Annotated in this window: 14 protein-coding genes and 2 pseudogenes; 2 read left to right on the top strand and 14 right to left on the bottom strand. The window is 33.7% G+C overall.

Features of this window, described 5'->3' with window-relative positions; translation table 11 throughout:
- Position 1 precedes the first annotated feature (1 nt).
- The 8 genes and pseudogenes from OEI98_RS01535 to fbp form a co-directional block, all read right to left on the bottom strand.
- Positions 2 to 1,192 carry a sugar ABC transporter permease gene (locus OEI98_RS01535; protein WP_266039127.1) on the bottom strand — a complete coding sequence of 397 codons (1,191 nt, stop codon included), beginning with the start codon at positions 1,190 to 1,192 and terminating at the stop codon, positions 2 to 4.
- Between the two features lie 14 nt (positions 1,193 to 1,206).
- Positions 1,207 to 2,728: pseudogene (locus OEI98_RS15215) on the bottom strand (sugar ABC transporter ATP-binding protein).
- Between the two features lie 17 nt (positions 2,729 to 2,745).
- A complete protein-coding gene (locus tag OEI98_RS01525; RefSeq protein ID WP_416237345.1) occupies positions 2,746 to 3,747 on the bottom strand; it encodes a sugar ABC transporter substrate-binding protein in 1,002 nt (333 codons plus the stop codon).
- A gap of 333 nt (positions 3,748 to 4,080) precedes the next feature.
- The gene (locus tag OEI98_RS01520) at positions 4,081 to 5,160 is read right to left on the bottom strand and encodes a sugar ABC transporter substrate-binding protein (RefSeq protein WP_266039123.1); all 1,080 of its coding nucleotides are present in this window, start codon (positions 5,158 to 5,160) and stop codon (positions 4,081 to 4,083) included.
- 3 nt (positions 5,161 to 5,163) lie between these two features.
- Entirely contained in the window at positions 5,164 to 6,762 is a 1,599-nt protein-coding gene (locus tag OEI98_RS01515) for a response regulator transcription factor (RefSeq protein WP_266039121.1), read from the bottom strand.
- Complete coding sequence (locus OEI98_RS01510) at positions 6,755 to 8,263, bottom strand: sensor histidine kinase (protein WP_003870804.1); 1,509 nt, start codon at positions 8,261 to 8,263, stop codon at positions 6,755 to 6,757. The genes OEI98_RS01515 and OEI98_RS01510 overlap by 8 nt, the downstream gene beginning before the upstream one ends.
- 9 nt (positions 8,264 to 8,272) lie before the next feature.
- Entirely contained in the window at positions 8,273 to 9,280 is a 1,008-nt protein-coding gene (locus tag OEI98_RS01505) for a substrate-binding domain-containing protein (protein ID WP_266039118.1), read from the bottom strand.
- A gap of 193 nt (positions 9,281 to 9,473) precedes the next feature.
- Positions 9,474 to 10,559 (bottom strand): fructose-1,6-bisphosphate aldolase/phosphatase, encoded by a 1,086-nt coding sequence (fbp, locus tag OEI98_RS01500; RefSeq protein WP_266039116.1) that lies wholly within the window; start codon positions 10,557 to 10,559, stop codon positions 9,474 to 9,476.
- A 253-nt stretch (positions 10,560 to 10,812) separates the two neighbouring features.
- On the opposite strand from fbp, the gene OEI98_RS01495 reads away from it, so the two are divergent.
- Positions 10,813 to 12,948 carry a sodium-translocating pyrophosphatase gene (locus OEI98_RS01495; protein ID WP_003870801.1) on the top strand — a complete coding sequence of 712 codons (2,136 nt, stop codon included), beginning with the start codon at positions 10,813 to 10,815 and terminating at the stop codon, positions 12,946 to 12,948.
- Positions 12,949 to 12,973: 25 nt separating this feature from the next.
- Here the strand turns inward: OEI98_RS01495 and OEI98_RS01490 are convergent, their stop codons facing one another.
- Entirely contained in the window at positions 12,974 to 13,369 is a 396-nt protein-coding gene (locus OEI98_RS01490) for a HEPN domain-containing protein (protein WP_006569287.1), read from the bottom strand.
- Entirely contained in the window at positions 13,362 to 13,670 is a 309-nt protein-coding gene (locus tag OEI98_RS01485; RefSeq protein ID WP_006569288.1) for a nucleotidyltransferase domain-containing protein, read from the bottom strand. The genes OEI98_RS01490 and OEI98_RS01485 overlap by 8 nt, the downstream gene beginning before the upstream one ends.
- A 218-nt stretch (positions 13,671 to 13,888) precedes the next feature.
- Between OEI98_RS01485 and OEI98_RS01480 the strand changes: the two genes are divergently transcribed.
- Complete coding sequence (locus tag OEI98_RS01480; protein WP_004400259.1) at positions 13,889 to 14,317, top strand: PPC domain-containing DNA-binding protein; 429 nt, start codon at positions 13,889 to 13,891, stop codon at positions 14,315 to 14,317.
- A gap of 12 nt (positions 14,318 to 14,329) precedes the next feature.
- Here the strand turns inward: OEI98_RS01480 and OEI98_RS01475 are convergent, their stop codons facing one another.
- The 4 genes and pseudogenes from OEI98_RS01475 to OEI98_RS01460 all read right to left on the bottom strand — a co-directional run bounded on the left by OEI98_RS01475 (position 14,330) and on the right by OEI98_RS01460 (position 17,981).
- Positions 14,330 to 15,397: an NAD(P)/FAD-dependent oxidoreductase gene (locus OEI98_RS01475; RefSeq protein WP_004400260.1), complete on the bottom strand. Its 1,068-nt coding sequence runs from the start codon at positions 15,395 to 15,397 to the stop codon at positions 14,330 to 14,332.
- Positions 15,398 to 15,399: 2 nt separating this feature from the next.
- Positions 15,400 to 16,499, bottom strand: a pseudogene (locus OEI98_RS01470) (NAD(P)/FAD-dependent oxidoreductase).
- Between the two features lies 1 nt (position 16,500).
- On the bottom strand, positions 16,501 to 16,959 hold the full coding sequence (locus tag OEI98_RS01465) for a hypothetical protein (protein ID WP_019907263.1): 459 nt from the start codon (positions 16,957 to 16,959) through the stop codon (positions 16,501 to 16,503).
- A gap of 86 nt (positions 16,960 to 17,045) precedes the next feature.
- Entirely contained in the window at positions 17,046 to 17,981 is a 936-nt protein-coding gene (locus tag OEI98_RS01460) for an L-lactate dehydrogenase (RefSeq protein WP_006569290.1), read from the bottom strand.
- Positions 17,982 to 18,012 lie beyond the last annotated feature (31 nt).

The raw sequence follows: 18,012 nt of genomic DNA, 5'->3' as shown, positions 1-18,012 counted from the left end.
TTTATCTTTCCTTGCTGCGAGTTGCTACATCAAATATGACAGCGGCAGCCAAAACTATTCCAAGAATTATATATTGAAGCGAAATATCCACTCCTAGAAGATTCATTCCATTAGTCAAAGTTGACATAACAAATGCTCCAATCAATGAGTTGATTACTTTTCCCACTCCGCCTGCTGCAGATACTCCTCCTATATAAGCTCCAGCAATAGCATAAAGTTCAAAAAGAGTACCAGCAGTAGTTGTAGCTGATTGAAGTCTGGAAGCAAACAATATTCCTGATAAACCTGAAAGAAAACCCATCGAAGCAAAGACAATAAGGGTAATTTTTTTCACATTAATTCCACTTAAAGCAGCCGCTTCTGGATTACCACCTACTGCATAAATATGTCTTCCCAAAACGGTTCTATTAGTAATAAAACTATAAATAACTGTGGTAATTATCATAATTACAAGGGTCCATGAAATCCCTCGATGAGCTGCTAAAATAAAAGTTATATATAACAATAAAGCATCAATAAAAAGCAATTCGATAAGGAAAATGTCTAGTGGAAGTACATCAAATCCTCTTTTAATTTGTTGGTCTCTATTCTTAAGAGAAAAATAAACAATTAACACTGCTGCTACAATACCTACTAGCAATGTAAGCTTATGATAATTAGGTAAAATATTATTTATAAAAGGTAAGTCTGGAATAAAACCATTGCCTATAGCATTAAAAGTTTTATTGGTAATTATAATAGTTCCAGATCCTTTTGTAGCTAACAAAAGAGCGCCACGATAAGCTAACCAACCTGCTAAAGTAGCAACAAAAGATGGGATTCTTAAGTAGGTTACTAGCGAACCGTTTAGTAATCCAGCTAATGTTCCTAATCCTAGCACTATTATAATGGCTGATAAAGCAGAAAAGTGATAAAATTGCATCAATATAGCTGCAATTGCTCCTAAAAATCCAGACAAAAATCCCACAGAAAGGTCAATATGACGTATAACAATAATTAAAGTTTCTCCAATTGCAAGAACAGCTATATATCCCGTCTGGTCCACAAGATTACTAATATTTACAGGTGATAAAAAATCGCCGCCAGAGAGGGCCGCAAAAACAGCCATTATTGCAAAAAGTGCTATAAACATAGCATAATCTCTTACATGATCTTTCAAAAATTCTTTTAAATGGCGAATAAATTCCCTCAATCTTAAACCCTCCTTTAGCTCACGGCATAAGCCATTACGATTTCTTGATTGGCTTCTTCTGATTTCAATTCCCCTGTAATTTTACCTTTGCTCATTATATATATTCTATCACTCATTCCCAATATTTCCGGTAATTCAGAGGATATAAGGAGAATGGCTTTGCCTTCACTTGCTAATTCTCTTATTAATGTGTATATTTCATATTTTGCGCCAACATCTATACCTCTTGTAGGTTCATCCAAAATAATGACATCTGGTTCAGCAAAAAGGCCTTTAGCTACCAAAACTTTTTGCTGAGTCCCTCCGCTCAAAGTAGAAACATTAACTTCAACATTACGAGCTTTTATATTAAGTTTTTTCTGAAAACCTTGGGCTATTTCTATCTCTTTGGCTTCATCAACTGTAATTCCTTTCTTCAAAGCTTTTAAATTCGCCAAACTTATATTTTCCTTTATGCTGTTTATCAAAATCAGCCCTTTCTCTTTTCGATCCTCCGTTAAATAAAGCACTCCCTGCTTAATTGCATCTTCCGGAGTTTTAAACTTTACTTTTCTGCCTTTTAATATTATATCTCCAGAAATAATGTAGCCATATGGATTCCCAAAGAGGCTAAGTCCAAATTCTGTACGTCCAGCACCAACTAATCCAAATAACCCTACTATTTCTCCTTTTTTAATACAATGTTTGCATCTTTTACTAAATGGCGGCCTGTATTGGGTTCAACTACATTCCAATTTTTAGTTTCCATTATGGGTTCATCTAAAGGTTTAGCTATAGGCATTGGATAAAGATTTGTAATCTCTCTTCCAACCATATGCTTTATTATCTTTTTTCATCTATTTCTTCAGTTTTGCAATTAAAATAGGCTACTGTTTGCCCATCTCGTAAAACAGTTATAGAATCCGCCACTTTCAAAACTTCTTTTAATCTATGACTTATAAGAATAATGGTAACTCCTTGTTCTTTAAGTTCTTTCAGAAGAATAAGGAGATTTTCACTTTCAGTTTCGCTTAAAGCAGAAGTTGGCTCATCCAGAATTAACACTTTGGGATTTTTTGAAAGTGCTTTCGCTATTTCAACAAGCTGCTGCATACTTACACTAAGGTCCTTAGCTTTTACAGTAGGATTAATATTTTCACCTTTGACTTTTAATAAAAGTTGTCGTGCTCTTTCTATTTCCTCAAAAGTATCTACTATACTTCCCTTTTTAATTTCATTTCCCAAAAAGATATTCTCATATACTGTCATCTCTGGAACTAAAGAAAGTTCTTGATGGATAATGGAAATTCCGGCTTTTTCACTGTCTTTTATGCTAAAAAATCTTACAGGGTATCCCTCAAGTCTTATCTCTCCTTCGTATTCACCATAAGGGTATACCCCGCTTAAGATTTTCATTAAAGTACTTTTGCCGGCTCCATTTTCTCCAACTAAACAATGTATCTCCCCTGGTTGAACTTTAAAATTTACACCAAATAATACTTGTACACCTGAAAAACTTTTACTTACGTTTACAAGCTCTATAAGCGGGGTACCCATTCTTTACACCTCCAACATTATTTAGGCCAAGTAAAATCGCTTTCTTTGTAATATCCCGAATCTATTAAGGCTTGTTTTACATTATTCTTATCTACTACTTGTACAGGAGATGGTTTAGAAGGAACATCTTTTACACCATTATTATAAGTTTTTGTAGATTCTGGTGTTTTTCCGTCTAAATATGTCAAAGCAGCATTTATTGCATCCTTAACAAGAATCCTAACATCTTTGAAGACAGTCATAGATTGTTTGCCATCAATAATGTATTGAATAGATGGTTTTTCAGCATCTTGCCCAGTAATTACATAACTTTTAATGTCCGGATCTGCTTTAAAAGTATCTGCTATTGACCTTGCGGTACCGTCATTAGGAGCAAGTATAAATACATTACCCTTTAAATTTTTTGGCGCCTTAGCAAGGTTTGCCTGAGCAAGGTTTTTAGCAGTATTAAAATCCCAATTTGTAGTAATTTGTCCTATAATACTTGCCATTTCATCACGAGTTAAGTCTTTTTTATCTTTTAATGCAACTGCTTTGTCAGAATTTGCAATTATAAAAGTGCCATCAGCGATCTTTGGCTGTAAAACTTCCCATGCTCCTTGGAAGAATAAGAAAGAGTTGTTATCAGATAAAGCACCAGCATAGAGATATAAAGGATTGCCTTTACCCGTTGCATGATCAACTAAATATTGTCCTTGTTCTTTACCTACCTGTACACTATCAAAAGTGACATAATAATCTACTGCATCTGTGTTAAGTATTAATCTGTCATAAGATATAACCTTTACACCTGCTTTTTTAGCCTCCTCTGCAGAAGCTGCTGCTGCATTTGCATCTTGAGGACATAGGATAAGTACCTTTATACCTTTACTTATCAAAGTTTCTACATTGGCTTTCTCTTTAGCAGGATCGCCTTGGCTGAAAAGAACTTCAGCAGAATAAGGGGTATTTTTTAATGCATCCTGGAAGCGAGTCTCGTCTTGAATCCATCTTGGCTCATCTTTTGTTGGTAATACAATACCAACAGCTATTTTGTTATTAGAAGCCTGGTTTGAAGAAGATGAATTAGAAGACGAATTAGAAGTTTGTTTTGAGGAAGAAGAACAACCACCAAGAAAAGCAGATACTAACAACAGGACTGCTATCACTACCACTACAAGTCTACGCTTGTTACTCATTGTACATTACCTCTCCTTTCTAAAATTTTATTTTAATAATTAATTCTACTTCCCCCCTCAAAATGCCTCTGGAACTTTTTTTGTTATCCTTTACTTTTTTGGCGATTTAAATTTTTTAACTTATCAATCTGTATTTTTTTAAGACAAAAAAATACAGGCTTAAAGCCTGAATAATCATTTAGATACATTTCTGTATACTTCATCGCGATTGTGAAAACCGTCTTTTATTACAGTATCATCTATATTAGTTTTATCAACAGCAATTGGTTCAAGAACATAATAAGGGACGTAATATTTCCCGTCATATATGGTATTTTTAACGTTTAATTTTTCTCCTCTTGCAAGTTTCATAGCCATTTTTGCGGTGGCTTCTGCCAATTTGTCAATTGGTTTGTACACTGTCATAGCCTGAGTTCCTTCCACTATCCTTTGACATGCAGCAAGGTCAGCATCCTGAGCTGCAACCAATACTTTTCCCGCCATTCTGTGCTCTGATAAAGCCTCTATAATTCCTCCCGCTAAAGCATCATCCCCTGCTATTACGGCATCAATTTTCACGCCCTTTTGCAGCAGTTCATCAGTAGAATTAAAAGCATATTCTGTCATCCAATTAGGTGCCCAGTCTTCTTTTACAATTTTTATGTCTCCACTTTCAATTCTGGGCTTTAGAACACTGTCATATCCTTCCTTTATCATTTTTGTGTTGTTATCCGTCGTAGCACCGTTTATTATGAGATAATTTCCTCTTGGCACTCTTTTCACTAAATATTCCGCCATCAATTTTCCAACTTTTACGTTGTCAAAGGATATATAAAGGTCTACATTTGATTTTGTAACAAGCCTGTCATAGGATATCACTTTTACTCCTTCTTTTTGTGCCAATGATACCGCATAAGAGGCTTTTTCAAGGTCATTTGGAACAATGATAAGTACGTCAATTTTTTGGTCCAAAAGGTATCTCACCTGTTTTAATTGGTCTTGGTCATCATTATTAGCATTTTGCACTAAAACCTCTGCCCCTAATTCCCGTAATTTTGCCATTACTATATCTCTATCTTTTATCCATCTTTCTTCTTTTAAGGTACCAAGAGAAAAACCAATTTTAATTTTGTGCCCTTTTTTATCTAAGTTAGAGTTTACATTCTTTACCTCTCTATACGCTACTACATGCTTAACAGTCAAAAAAACTAAAATACCAAAAATAATCATCAGGACAATTGCTACTATCACTTTGATTACATTTTTACTCTCCACCAACTACACCCCTTTTTTGTAAATAGCCAATCTGTACTCTGTAGGCGTCATCCCTGTAGCTTTTTTAAATATCTTGCTAAAATAATTTGGGTCGCTGTAGCCAACCTTGTAGCACACTTCTTTTATGCTTACAGTTTCATCCTCTAATAGTTCTTTGGCTTTAGTTACTCTCAAATTTGTCAAGTAATCGATAAAATTTTTTCCAGTTTGAACTTTGAAAAATTTACTAAAATAGTGGTAACTCATATTGACTTCTTTTGCAACGTCATCCAGTGTAATGTCTTTATTGAAATTGTCCTCTATAAATCTAGTTATTTTGGCCATAAAGGTATCCGTTTTTTCTTTGTTGATAGTTTTTATGCTGTCGAATAGATTTTTCAGAGTATTGATAAATATAAACTTTATTTTGTCAACATCGTTTATTTTTAAAATTTCTTCCAGCTCTCGGTTTTCAATAAAGTTTTCCTCCTCAGCATAATAGGAAAGATTCCTTTTAATAACACCGATTATTTCTATAAGTTTGGACTTTATTTTATCTACATCCTCTTGGTATTCTAAAACCATCCATTCGTAAATTTCATTAAATATACTGAAAGATCCTTGAAGGTCCCCAGTCATAAGTCTATCAATAAAAAGTCTTTCTTTATTAATAGGATAAGGCTTAAATCTATTTTGTGGCATTGCAATATCATCAAAATGTACAATCAGTTCATTTTTTGCCATTTTTAATGCCATTTCTGCTTCATAATAAGACTTCAAAATATTCTCGAAACTGTAAACTCTACCCATTCCAATCCTGTAAGGAATTTTCACTTTTTGGTTTATAGCTTCTATTATTTTCTGCGCTGTTTCTATAGAATTATTTTTAATCTCAAATGAATCTCCCTCCTCCACAGGAAAGTACACAAATAACTTGTCAATAAAGTATGGCCCTATCAAACATTTTTTAATATTTTTTACAATTGTTTTAAAATAATCATAAAAATTTTGTTTTTCTATGCTCAATTTTAGATTTTGATCTTTGAAATTGTTGTCAACATCTTCCACTGTTACTACCATAGCATAACCACGTTTCAATTTAATTCCAAATATATCTTCATAAAAGGACACGTCCTCATAGGTTATACCACTAAAAAGAATAGTATGCAAAAATTGCCCTTCCAAATAAGGAATAATCTTATTGAGTTTCTCCTTTAGCTCTAACTCTTTTAACATTGCCTCTCTTCTTTTTTCAATTACTTCTGAAGCTTTCTTTATAGTTTCTACGACTTTATTTCTATTAAGAGGTTTTAATAGATAATCTAGCACTCCAAGGTCTATTGCCTCTTTTGCATAATTAAAATACTCGTAAGCGGTAATAATAACAAAAATTATGTCCTTATGCCTTTCTTTAATTTGCTTTATGGCTTCAATTCCATCTATTCCTGGCATCTTTATATCCATAAAAACTACATCAGGTTTTAAAATTTCCACTTTTTCAATGGCTTCTCTTCCAGATTTAGCAAAACCAATTATATCAGCTTTTACATCATTCTTTTCTATGATAAATTTAATTGAATCTATAACTATTTGCTCATCGTCCGCAATAAACAATTTAATCATTTTCTTTATCACCCTTCATTAAAGGAATTTTTAAAGTAACTTTTGTTCCTTCTCCTATTTTGCTATCTATCTCAATTACATCTTCTATAGCAGAAGTGTTATAAAAAAGTCTTAGTCTGTTTATGATATTGTGCATGCCAATACCCGTAACATGCCTTTTAGATAAATCCTCATTGTCTGCTGATAATATTGCCCTTACTTTTTCTTCACTCATTCCTATCCCATTGTCAATAACCTCTATTAAAACTTTATCATTATCCTTCTTTACCGTAAGTTTAATAAAACCTCCTTTTTCTGTATCTTCTAATCCGTGAATAAAAGCATTTTCAACTACAGGCTGAATTATTGTACAAGGCATTTCTACATCTAAAACCCCTTCGTCTACATCTACTTTAAAATCTACTCTGTCGCCAAATCTCGTTTTCAAAATGTACATATATGTCTTTACATTGTTTATCTCGTCTTGCAAAGTAACTGTAGTATCCAATTTTTTTAGATTATATCTAAATAGGTTTGCAACGTTTTCTATAAACTCCGAAGATTTATCTGCCCCTTCCATCATCGCTAATTGTGCAGCTGCATTTAAGGTATTAAAGAGAAAATGTGGATTTATTTGAGACTGCAAAGCCTTAAGTTCTGCCTCTTTTAAAATATTTCTCATTTTGAGATTTTGCATCTCTTGTTCTTTTAATTTTTTCTCTACTTCTGCCTGATTTTTGATTTCCCCTATATAATTTTTTATGCTTACTACCATTTTATTAAAAGCTTCTGCAAGTATATTTATCTCATCGTTTGTCTTTATAGAAAGCGGTCTTACATCAAAATCTCCTTTTGAAACTCTCACTGCCAAATGGGAAAGGTCTATAAGAGGTTTTGTAATTCGATAGGTAAAAAATATTGCAAGAAATATGTTAAAAAGAATAGAACCTATTATCAAAAACACATTCAAATAGCTTATAAACTCCATGTTTTTTGTTATAGATGCATATTTTAAAGAGCCCTCTTGCAATTTACTGTTGAGAAGATTATTAATGTAAAGTTTTATATATTCACTTATTTTATTGGACCTCGTAAAATGTGCAATGTACTCGCTGCTTATCCTGCCTCTTTTAGCATTTATTGCTGCGTCAGTTTCATTCAAAAGGCTTTCAATCATATTCCCTATATCCTTTAACATTAAACCATCCTGGTCATAGTTTTTTTCATTTAAAATAGCGGAGGCTTGTTCTTGAAGTTTGTTATAGAGGGTATAATAATTTAAAAGGGCGTCCGAAGATTTGGTAGATAAATACTTCTCCACTTCTGTTTCCAACATGTTTACATCCGCATTTAAATTGTTAAGGTATATATAATCCACAAAAATTGATTTTAAACGATTTATAACTGACTTTGCATTATAATACGAATAAAAACTTGTGATACCCATTAAAATAGTGATTATGAGGTAATAAACTATCAATTTTCGCCTTATGCCCGTAAATCTCCACATATCTTTTTTCATGCCATCACCTTATTCTATTGATTGTATTCTTTTGAAATATTCTTTGACATTGTCCTTGGTAATAACATTTACTCCTATATCAACAAATGTAGAAACATTATTTTTTTCTTTAATTTCCACCATAGATTTTACACTTTCATATCCTATTCTGTAAGGGTCACTCATAACTGTACCGTATATTATTCCCTTGTCGATATACCTTAAAATATCCGCTGTATCTCCATACCCTACAATCGCTATGTCTCCCACCTTGTTAAAATCAACTATTACTTGTGCAGTACCAATGGTATCCACAGAATCTGTAGTGTAAATGGCATTTATGTTTTGTTTACTGCTTATAATTGACTGAGTAATCTCTTCTGCGCTTAAAGTACCTAATTTTGAAGTGTAAACTTTTACTACTTTCATTTGAGGATAATCCTTTATGGCATCTAAAAAACCATTGATTTTCAAATTTTGATTTACAGTGTCCAATTGATAATCATTACTGACAATTATAGCAATGTTGGCTTTCCCTTTAGTAGCTTGAATCATAAGTTTTCCTGCTTCTTCTCCTAATTGAAAACTGTTAGTACCTATAAAAGCCTGTCTTTTGCTATCTTTCGCGTCATTTTCTATTGTAATTACTGGTATACTTTCTTTATAGGCTTCTTCAATCAAGTCTACAAATTCTTTACTGTTTGAAACATGAGTTATTATACCATCAACTTTAGACAGTATAGCAATATCCAAATATTGAAGTTCCTCTTGGATGTTATTAAATTTTGGCGCATTAAATTCAATTGCAACATTGTAACGTTTTGCAGCATCCATGGCACCAATTTTTACTTCTTTCCAAAAAGGATCTACAGAATTTTGGGCTACCATGTAAAAGTGATATTGAGGCGTTTTTGCAAAAATGGGTTCTTCTACCTTTTGAAGCTTATATAAAAAAATGCTCAATGCTGCTATCAAAATGACCAAAATTAAAATGACCTTGTCCATTAACTTAAAAAACTTCTCATTTAACGTTTTCATAAAAATCACTATTTCCTCCCTACGTATCCTTTACAATAATAATAAAGCACTAACAAATACATATCAATTCAAAATTATTAAATAGTTGTCACATAAAATTGTCCAATCTTTTATATTTATTATATTTATTCGATAAACTTTTCAAAAATCCTTTCTTGAAAAAATGTAAAAATGAGGCGCAATTTGCACCTCATTATTCCTCCCATCTCCCTTGAAGTTTTTCAACAACATGAGGTAGGGTAGTGTATTCCAATTCCTCTAAAGGCAACCTGTGAGGCTCAAAGGGTCCCATCTTTCTTATGTAATCGGCTATTTCTAACGCTTTTTCCCTTGCATTGTCAAAAGCAACATCTTTAAAGAAGTCCTGCGGGCCAATAAGCTTACCCTCTGCTAATTGAAAACCAAGTGCGCATACTCTTGGAGGCCCATCAAATCTGGTAGGCACAGCATCTTCCAATGAAACAGGTATAATAGGTCCATTATGAGACCCCCTCATCCAACCAGCAACAAGATAGGGATTAGCAAAAGGTTCCAGCGCTTCGCCTACTGCTGGAAGACCATTTTGGCATCTCACAATAAGTACAGGGTCATCCTTTCCTATATACTTCCCCGCCATAAAATTCATTCTTTGAGTAGAAGACACTGCTGCAATTTCATTGTTTTTTGTATACACTCTTCGTATGCAATATCGTCCTGTCGCTCCAATAAAGACCAGCATATCATAAATATCTTCTGGAGTTTCAAATATTATTTTTTTATGCCCAATCGTATCATAAACTTCAAATTTAAATCCTTGATGCATATTAGGGTCAATTACAAGTCCTACTGTATTAAAAGGATCTGCAAACATCTTGTAAAGTGGTAAATTCCATGCTCCTGGCTCTGTTTTATCAGCCATAAAAATTATGACAGGCTCACTTTTTCTTTCTTCAATTTCCATCTCTGCAACTCCCGGTCCTAGCCCCTTTATATTGCCTGAAAATGAATCTTTCAACAAATCTTGTCCTGCACCGTACAATTTAAGTTCTTTAGCTTTCTCACCACAAGACCAAAGTGCATCCCATGCAAGTTTATGAACTTCTTCGTTATCTATTCCTTCTCTATGAGTCATTATAAGTTCAATGTCATCTCCTACTCTAGTCACATGAAAGTCAATGAGCATTTTCCCTTTTTCTTTTAAATGTTTCTTAGCGATTTCAAGAAGTTCAGGATGTACGTCTGTATGCCCTACAAAGCCACCAACATCTGCTTTAATCACAGTTAAAGTTATTTTGGACATAGAATTTTCCTCCTTTTTATATTAGTATGTTATATTTTATTAATAATGCTATACTATTTATACTTATATTTTAAATTATTATGTCTATTTTTTCAATAGTATGTCCTATTTATTTGCGATTCTTGTGCTTTCACTTAATTTCACTTATATCGTTTAAATTAGAAACATTTCAAAAATAATTGAAGGAATTTTTAAAAGTTTGTCGAAATACTAATGAGTAGTGACAAAATTATAAAGAAAGGGATGATATAAATTGGGTTCCTATCTTGCTCTAATTTACGGGGTTATAATTATTGCAGCCCTCGTTATAATTGGTTTAATTAAATTTATCTTTGCACAAGATAAAGGCGATGAAAAAATGCAGCAAATTTCAGACGCTATAAAAGAAGGAGCTATGGCTTTTTTAAACAGACAATATAAAACAATTGCGTTTTTAGCCTTAATTGTAGCTGTAATAATTATTGTAGCTAATTATTATGGACATCTATCTGAAGGAACAAGTACTGCGTTAAGTTTTGCATGGCATGTAGGACTCGCTTTTATTACAGGTGCTTTTTGTTCAGCTCTGTCGGGTTACATTGGAATGTATATGGCGGTAAATTCGAATGTAAGGGCTGCTGCTGGTGCAAAATCTGGTCTTAACAGGGCTCTCCAAATTGCTTTAAAAGGAGGAGCTGTAACAGGTCTTGCAGTAACAGCATTGTCTCTTTTTGGAGTCGCTACGTTATTTTTGGCATATGGTGGTTTATCTGGACAAGATGAGCTTATAAAAGAAGCTCCTTCTCTCATCGTCGGTTTTGGTTTTGGTGCTTCTTTCGTAGCATTATTTGCCCAGCTAGGCGGTGGTATATATACCAAAGCTGCCGATGTAGGAGCTGACCTTGTGGGTAAAGTAGAAGCTGGAATTCCAGAAGATGACCCTAGAAATCCTGCAGTTATAGCTGACCTTGTTGGAGATAATGTAGGAGACTGTGCAGGAAGAGGAGCTGACCTCTTTGAATCAACCGCTGCTGAAAATATTGGCGCTATGATATTAGGAGTAGGTCTTTATCCTGTATTCGGGTGGAAAGGAATACTTTTCCCATTAGTAGCTCGTGCAATAGGTATAATTGCCTCTATCATAGGCATCTTTTTCGTCAATGCAAAAGATGAATCAAAAGACCCAATGATAGCTTTAAATAAAGGTTACTTTGTCACTACAATTGTAAATTTAATTGCTCTTTTCTTTGCAGTAAAAATAATGCTTTCTGGACATTTGCCTGATGGCAGTGAAGTTAATTATTGGTTACTGTATGGTGCAGTAGTAACAGGTGTTGTACTAAGTTACATCTTTGTATTCTTGACAGACTATTATACTTCTGTAAATAAACGTCCTGTACAGGAAATTGCCAAAGCTTCCACAACGGGAGCTGCTACAAACATAATTACAGGTATTTCTGTGGGTATGGAATCTACTGCCCTTCCAGTTATATTTATATCTGCAGCAATATTTATAGCTTATAAACTTGGTGAATTAGCACTTCCTCATATAGGGACTTCTGGACTTTACGGCACAGCTATTGCAACAATGGGCATGCTATCAACAACCGCCTATATACTTGCAATGGATACATTTGGACCTATTACTGACAATGCTGGTGGAATTACTGAAATGTCAGGGGCACCAGAGTCAGTAAGACATGTGACAGACAGGTTAGACGCTTGTGGAAACACTACAAAAGCTTTGACAAAAGGATACGCAGTAGGTTCAGCCGCTCTTGCAACTTTCCTGCTTTTCTCAGCATATCTGGATGAAGTCAAAAAGATATTAGGTAAACCCATTGATTCTTGGTTTGCTGTAGATATAGGAAAACCCGAAGTTTTCATAGGAGCATTTATAGGAGCAATGATTGTATATCTCTTTAGTTCAACTGCAATAAGAGCTGTTGGTAAAGCGGCACAATATGTAATTCTGGAGGTAAGAAGGCAATTTAGAGAAATTCCCGGCATAATGGAAGGTACTGCAAAGCCGGACTATGCTAAAACAGTAGATATTGTAACTAAAGGCGCTTTAAAAGAAATGGTGATTCCGGGACTTATCGTAGTAGTAACACCAATATTAGTAGGTGTAATCCTCGGTAAGGAAGCCGCAGCAGCTTTCTTAATGATAGGTACTATTTCAGGTGTAATACTGGCTTTATTCTTAAACAACGGCGGCGGTGCGTGGGATAACGCAAAGAAATTTATAGAACTTGGCAATTACGGTGGTAAAAAGTCTGAAGCTCATAAAGCTGGAGTTGTAGGAGACACTGTAGGTGATCCATTTAAAGATACAGCCGGTCCTTCACTGCACGTTCTCATAAAGCTCATAAGCACAATAACCCTTGTCTTTGTGGCTCTATTTAGATGATAAAAAAGGCGGGAAAACCGCCTTTTTAGTTCTTTTCTTGTACTAATTTATCTATAAAATTCATAATTTCTTCTGTTATTCTCATGCATTCCAAAACCTCTTCTTCCTCCACATAAAGAGGTTCTTCAGCAGGATATCTTGTTTCAATGTAATATGAGTTTACTAATGCACAATCCTTAAGAAAATTTTTGAAATTCTCATTATATTTTTGTGCTTCTTTACAAAGTTTTACCAAACTATGTCCTTCATTAATTACACCCGTTTTTGATATTAAATAACCCTTTAAATATTTTTCTATAGCTTGTTGACAGTGAAAGCATATAAGATAATAATCGCCACCATGTTCATACAAAATTTTTGCACCATTAAAATCTTTCTTAGCCATATTAAACCAGTCTTCAATTTTTTTAGAATCAACCAAGCAAACTCACTCCTTTTGATTTAATTAAATAAGCGAAAGTTGAAGGGTCATTTTTGTACTTTTTCCATTCTTCCGGAGTGTAAACTATTATATCTATGTCAACGGTGTAATCAAGTTCTATGAGCATTTGCTGAATGAGTTTTCTTTTATTATCCGTAGCAATAATCACACATATATCTATGTCACTTCTTTTAGTTATTATACCTCTCGCACATGAACCAAAAAGGTATATATCCTCTGGCTTATATTTTTGAATTATCTGATTTTTTATGCTTTGTATTTCTTTTTCATAAGGTCTCATACATCTTTCTCCTTACAAGTTTTAATTTCTATGCCTTAACTTACCTTACCAATCTTTCCTTCTTAATAATTAATTATACTATTCTTAAGTTCATATTACAACTTTTTGTAACAACCGGTCATGGGTCAAAATTTTGTACTATGCAAATGCCATGCTGAAACAAGTTTTTTGTGATATAATTATAGTGTACAAAATAAAAATTAGAAGGATGTGGTTTTATGGGGTATAAAAGTGTATTAATTGAAAGAAGGTTCATGGGAAGATTTCCATACGGTAAAGACCTTTTAGAAGAAATTAATAAAGTCATCACCAGTGAAAATATACGTTCTGGTGAAATACGCATAATAGGTGCTGTATCAAAAGCAGTATTTGGCTACTATGATGCACAAAGCAAAAACTACATCTACATATCAAAAGACGAACACATGGAAATACTAAATGCCATAGGAAATATCTCCGTAAAAGATGGCAAGCCCTTTGCTCATGTCCACATAACATTAGCAGATAAAAACGGAAACGCTTTTGGCGGTCATTTAATGGAAGGGACAATAATATTTGCTGCAGAATTCGTAATAACAGATTACGGGGACAATAATTTGGAAAGATTCTACGATGAAACAACAGGACTTCAATTGTGGAATATTTAAGGCCCAGTTTAATTACTGGGTCCTGTTTGTTATTTTCATAAGAAAATGTAAATATTTTATGATATCTAAATTAGTTTTGTACATCACTCTTTTAACTATAGGATTTCCAATCACTTTTACTATTCTATCATAGTCTTCATTTTTTATACTATCCATCATCTTCCTAAAATCTACAAGTTTATCAACTTTATCTGTTATTTTCTTTACTTTTTTCTCATAATCTTCGCCATGTTTTATTGATTCAGCTGAATAAACCGCACTTTCTACAGCGTTTAAAAGTCCAAATCCTAAAAAAGGATCTAAAAAACCTCCTGCATTTCCTATTAGATATATATTGTCTATTTGGTGTCTATCTGTTATACTTATGTCTAATTCCGTCTCAAAAGTTTCTATCATCTCATAATTTAGTTTTTCTTGATACAAAAAGGTGTGCCACATATTTTCAATCTCTTCTTTTTGCGTATAAGTAGCCACAAGAATTATTGACGCTTTATTTTGACTAAGAGGTACAAGATATCCAAACCCTGACCTCGCGTACATTGTGTTAAGCCATAAGTACACAGTATGAGGCTCAAAATCTCCTAAAGCAATTCCTCCTTTGATCCTTGAAGAAACTATATTTTCAACTTCTGTAAGTTGTTTTGCTATCATACTATTTCCTGTAGCAACTACCACATAATCATAAGATTTGGCTAATTCCTTGTAATCCGCATTAGTATTAAAATTTATCTTTGCATTTATTTTTTTTGCCAATTGGTTTTCTACACTTTCTTGCTCTTGCCCCTTTTTTACAATATATCCAAGTTTTTTACCTTCAATGAAAGCTTTCCTCTTTGGAGATTTGATAACTATCTTTTTTACTTCAGTCAAAGGCTCAATTAAAATTCCAAACTCTTTAGCTATAAACTTAAAAGGATCCTTATAAGGTCTATGCACAATCTGCAATAACAATTCTCCATAAGAATACAGACTTCCAATTGTATGTTTTCTTTCGTAAATGTCACAAGGTATACCTAATTTCTCGAGAGTATATGCACAACATAGGCCTGCTACTCCTGCTCCAATTATTGCCACTCTCATTTTTATACCTTCTTTCTTTGTTCATAAGGTTTATTGTGTAGCTTGTTTACTGTATATTCCATAAAAAGTGAACCGTATTTTATCGCATTGAAATTAGTATTGTAAACAAGTTTTTTCACTGGAGGAAAAGTAAGAATTTTTATAAACTTGTCCAATTTATCATTGTCCATAAGGTCTAAAGCTTTTCTAAACTCCAACATTTTTATATTAGCATTTGACAAAAAACTAATTTCTTTTTCAAAGTCAATTCCCTCTGCTATGCTTTTAGCAGCTATTGCCCCACTCATAATAGAGTTAAAAGTTCCAAATCCTAAAAAAGGCTCTATCGCCCCTCCTGCATTCCCAACAAAAAGCAAGTTTTCATATTGATGTGGAAAACAATTACCCGAAGTATGCTGCAAATCCACCATATTGACAATATCTACATTCATTTTCTCTACCTTTAGAAAGGTATCCCAATAATACTGCAGCTCTTCTTTTGAAATGTAAGGTATAACCATAGCTAAAACAGCTCTTTTTTCATTGTAAGGAATCAAATACACATAGCCGCTCTTAGTGTATAAAGTATTTATCAACATTATAAGAGTTTTTGTATCAAAATTTCCTAATACATTTGCAACTCTCACCCAGGTCGTCACCAGTTCTTGCCAACACCCCAATTCTTTTGGAATTTGCGAACTTCCCGTAGCAATAATGACATAATCGTAATTATTTTTTAACTTTTTATAATCAGCTTCTATATTGAAATTAACTGGTATTTCTAACTTATTATACAATTGATTTTCAAGAGAGTTTGCGTCCTGCCCTCTTAAAATCATATACCCAAGATTACTCCCAGTAACAGAAGCCGTTACAGTTGGCCCCTTCATAACTATTTTGTCAATTGTGTTAATTGGCTTAACCTCTATTCCATAAACATTTTTAAGATGATGAAGCGGATCCTTTATAGGCCTATTTATCACTTTTAATAACCCCGCAACATGGTTAAATAATTCACCTATTTTGCACTTTTTTCGAAAATATCTGGTGTAATACCATATCTTTGAAAAGTAATCGCCGCAGCCAGCCCTGAAACACCAGCGCCAATAATAGCCACTTTCATGTTAACTCATCTCCGGTGTATTTAAAACTGTGTTATTTGGAATAGAAGGTTTCGATTCCAGACTTTCAATCTCCATTTGAAGAATAGAAATAAATCTCATAACATCATCCCTCATTTGAGTAAACAATTGCCTTACATATGGATTAGTTATATTTACGACACTTTCGTTGTAAAAAGCCTGAATATTGACTAAATTTTTTAGTAAATCTTGAAGCATGTCTAAAGGCTCTTGAGACATGTTCTTTTTGGAAAGCGAGCCAATATGCATAGTTTTTTCTGCTTTCTTTATATCCTCTTTGTGGTTTTTGACCATTATTTCAATTTGTTTTAGCAATGCTTTTGTTTGATTGTCCATCACTTCTTTCCCATATTCTCTCACTTTGTCCAATAATATTTTTTCCAAATTTTGAGCTTCAACAAAAGAACTTAGTATAATCTCTTGTTGTGTTATCTTTTGCACAGCCATCACATCCTAAAAAATCATTGTTTTAATTATTATATTTTCACACTGTGACTTTTTATATGCAAAAAAGAGGGTTTCCCCTCTTATATATCAAGCTCTTGTATTACACTTTTTATAATTTCGGCTGACCTTCTAAAAGCAGCAATTTCTTCCTGTGAAAGTGGTAATTCAAGTATATTCACGATTCCATTTCGTCCAACAACGGAGGGAAGGCTCAAAGCCACATCTGTAACACCATATTGGCCGGTTAGCGGAGATGACACAGTCAAAATGGAATTTTCATCTCTGAAAATAGCTTCCACAATTCTTCTTACTGCGAGAGCAACCGCATAATATGTCGCACCCTTTTTTTCTATTATCGTATAAGCGGCTCTTACAACATTATTAAAAATCTCCTCTCTAAAATCTTTTTCACATACTCTTCCACATAAATTGCAATAATTATCAATTGGTATGCCTGCTATGTTTGTAATGCTCCAAGCTGCAAGCTCAGAATCGCCATGCTCCCCAATTATATATCCGTGTATATTCCTCGGATCTATGTTACAATGTTTGCTTAAAAGATATCTGAATCTCGCACTGTCAAGAACTGTGCCAGACCCCAGCACTCTTCCGTATGGCAAACCAGATATTTTATAGGTAACGTATGTAAGAATATCTACAGGATTTGTAACTATAAGGTATATTGCTGTGTCATTTACTTTAATAAGTTTTGCCACTATGTCTTTAAAAATCATTGTGTTTTTCTTCACTAAGTCAAGTCTGGTTTCCCCCGGTTTTTGTGCTGCTCCCGCTGTAATAATTATTATGTCAGAACCTGCAGCATCACCATAATCTCCCGCGTACACTTCAACTGGACTAATAAACGGTACACCGTGGCTTATATCAAGAGCATCACCTTCCGCTTTGTCTTTATTAATATCTATTAATACAATAGTTTTGGCAATACCACTCAAAGCCAGTGTGTATGCAGTAGTAGCACCGACAAATCCAGATCCTATTACAGATATTTTGCTCATAATATCTTCTCCTTTTCAACATTAATTTTCC

The sequence above is a fragment of the Thermoanaerobacter sp. RKWS2 genome (assembly GCF_026240795.1).
GTDB classification, from domain to species: domain Bacteria; phylum Bacillota; class Thermoanaerobacteria; order Thermoanaerobacterales; family Thermoanaerobacteraceae; genus Thermoanaerobacter; species Thermoanaerobacter ethanolicus.
This window is presented reverse-complemented; position numbering and strand designations above follow the sequence as displayed.

Coding starts and splice junctions, on each gene's coding strand:
- OEI98_RS01515 (WP_266039121.1), bottom strand. CDS start 6,762: ATGATTAAATTGTTTATTGCGGACGATGAGCAAATAGTTATAGATTCA.
- OEI98_RS01510 (WP_003870804.1), bottom strand. CDS start 8,263: ATGAAAAAAGATATGTGGAGATTTACGGGCATAAGGCGAAAATTGATA.
- OEI98_RS01505 (WP_266039118.1), bottom strand. CDS start 9,280: ATGAAAACGTTAAATGAGAAGTTTTTTAAGTTAATGGACAAGGTCATT.
- fbp (WP_266039116.1), bottom strand. CDS start 10,559: ATGTCCAAAATAACTTTAACTGTGATTAAAGCAGATGTTGGTGGCTTT.
- OEI98_RS01485 (WP_006569288.1), bottom strand. CDS start 13,670: ATGAGACCTTATGAAAAAGAAATACAAAGCATAAAAAATCAGATAATT.
- OEI98_RS01480 (WP_004400259.1), top strand. CDS start 13,889: ATGGGGTATAAAAGTGTATTAATTGAAAGAAGGTTCATGGGAAGATTT.
- OEI98_RS01475 (WP_004400260.1), bottom strand. CDS start 15,397: ATGAGAGTGGCAATAATTGGAGCAGGAGTAGCAGGCCTATGTTGTGCA.
- OEI98_RS01460 (WP_006569290.1), bottom strand. CDS start 17,981: ATGAGCAAAATATCTGTAATAGGATCTGGATTTGTCGGTGCTACTACT.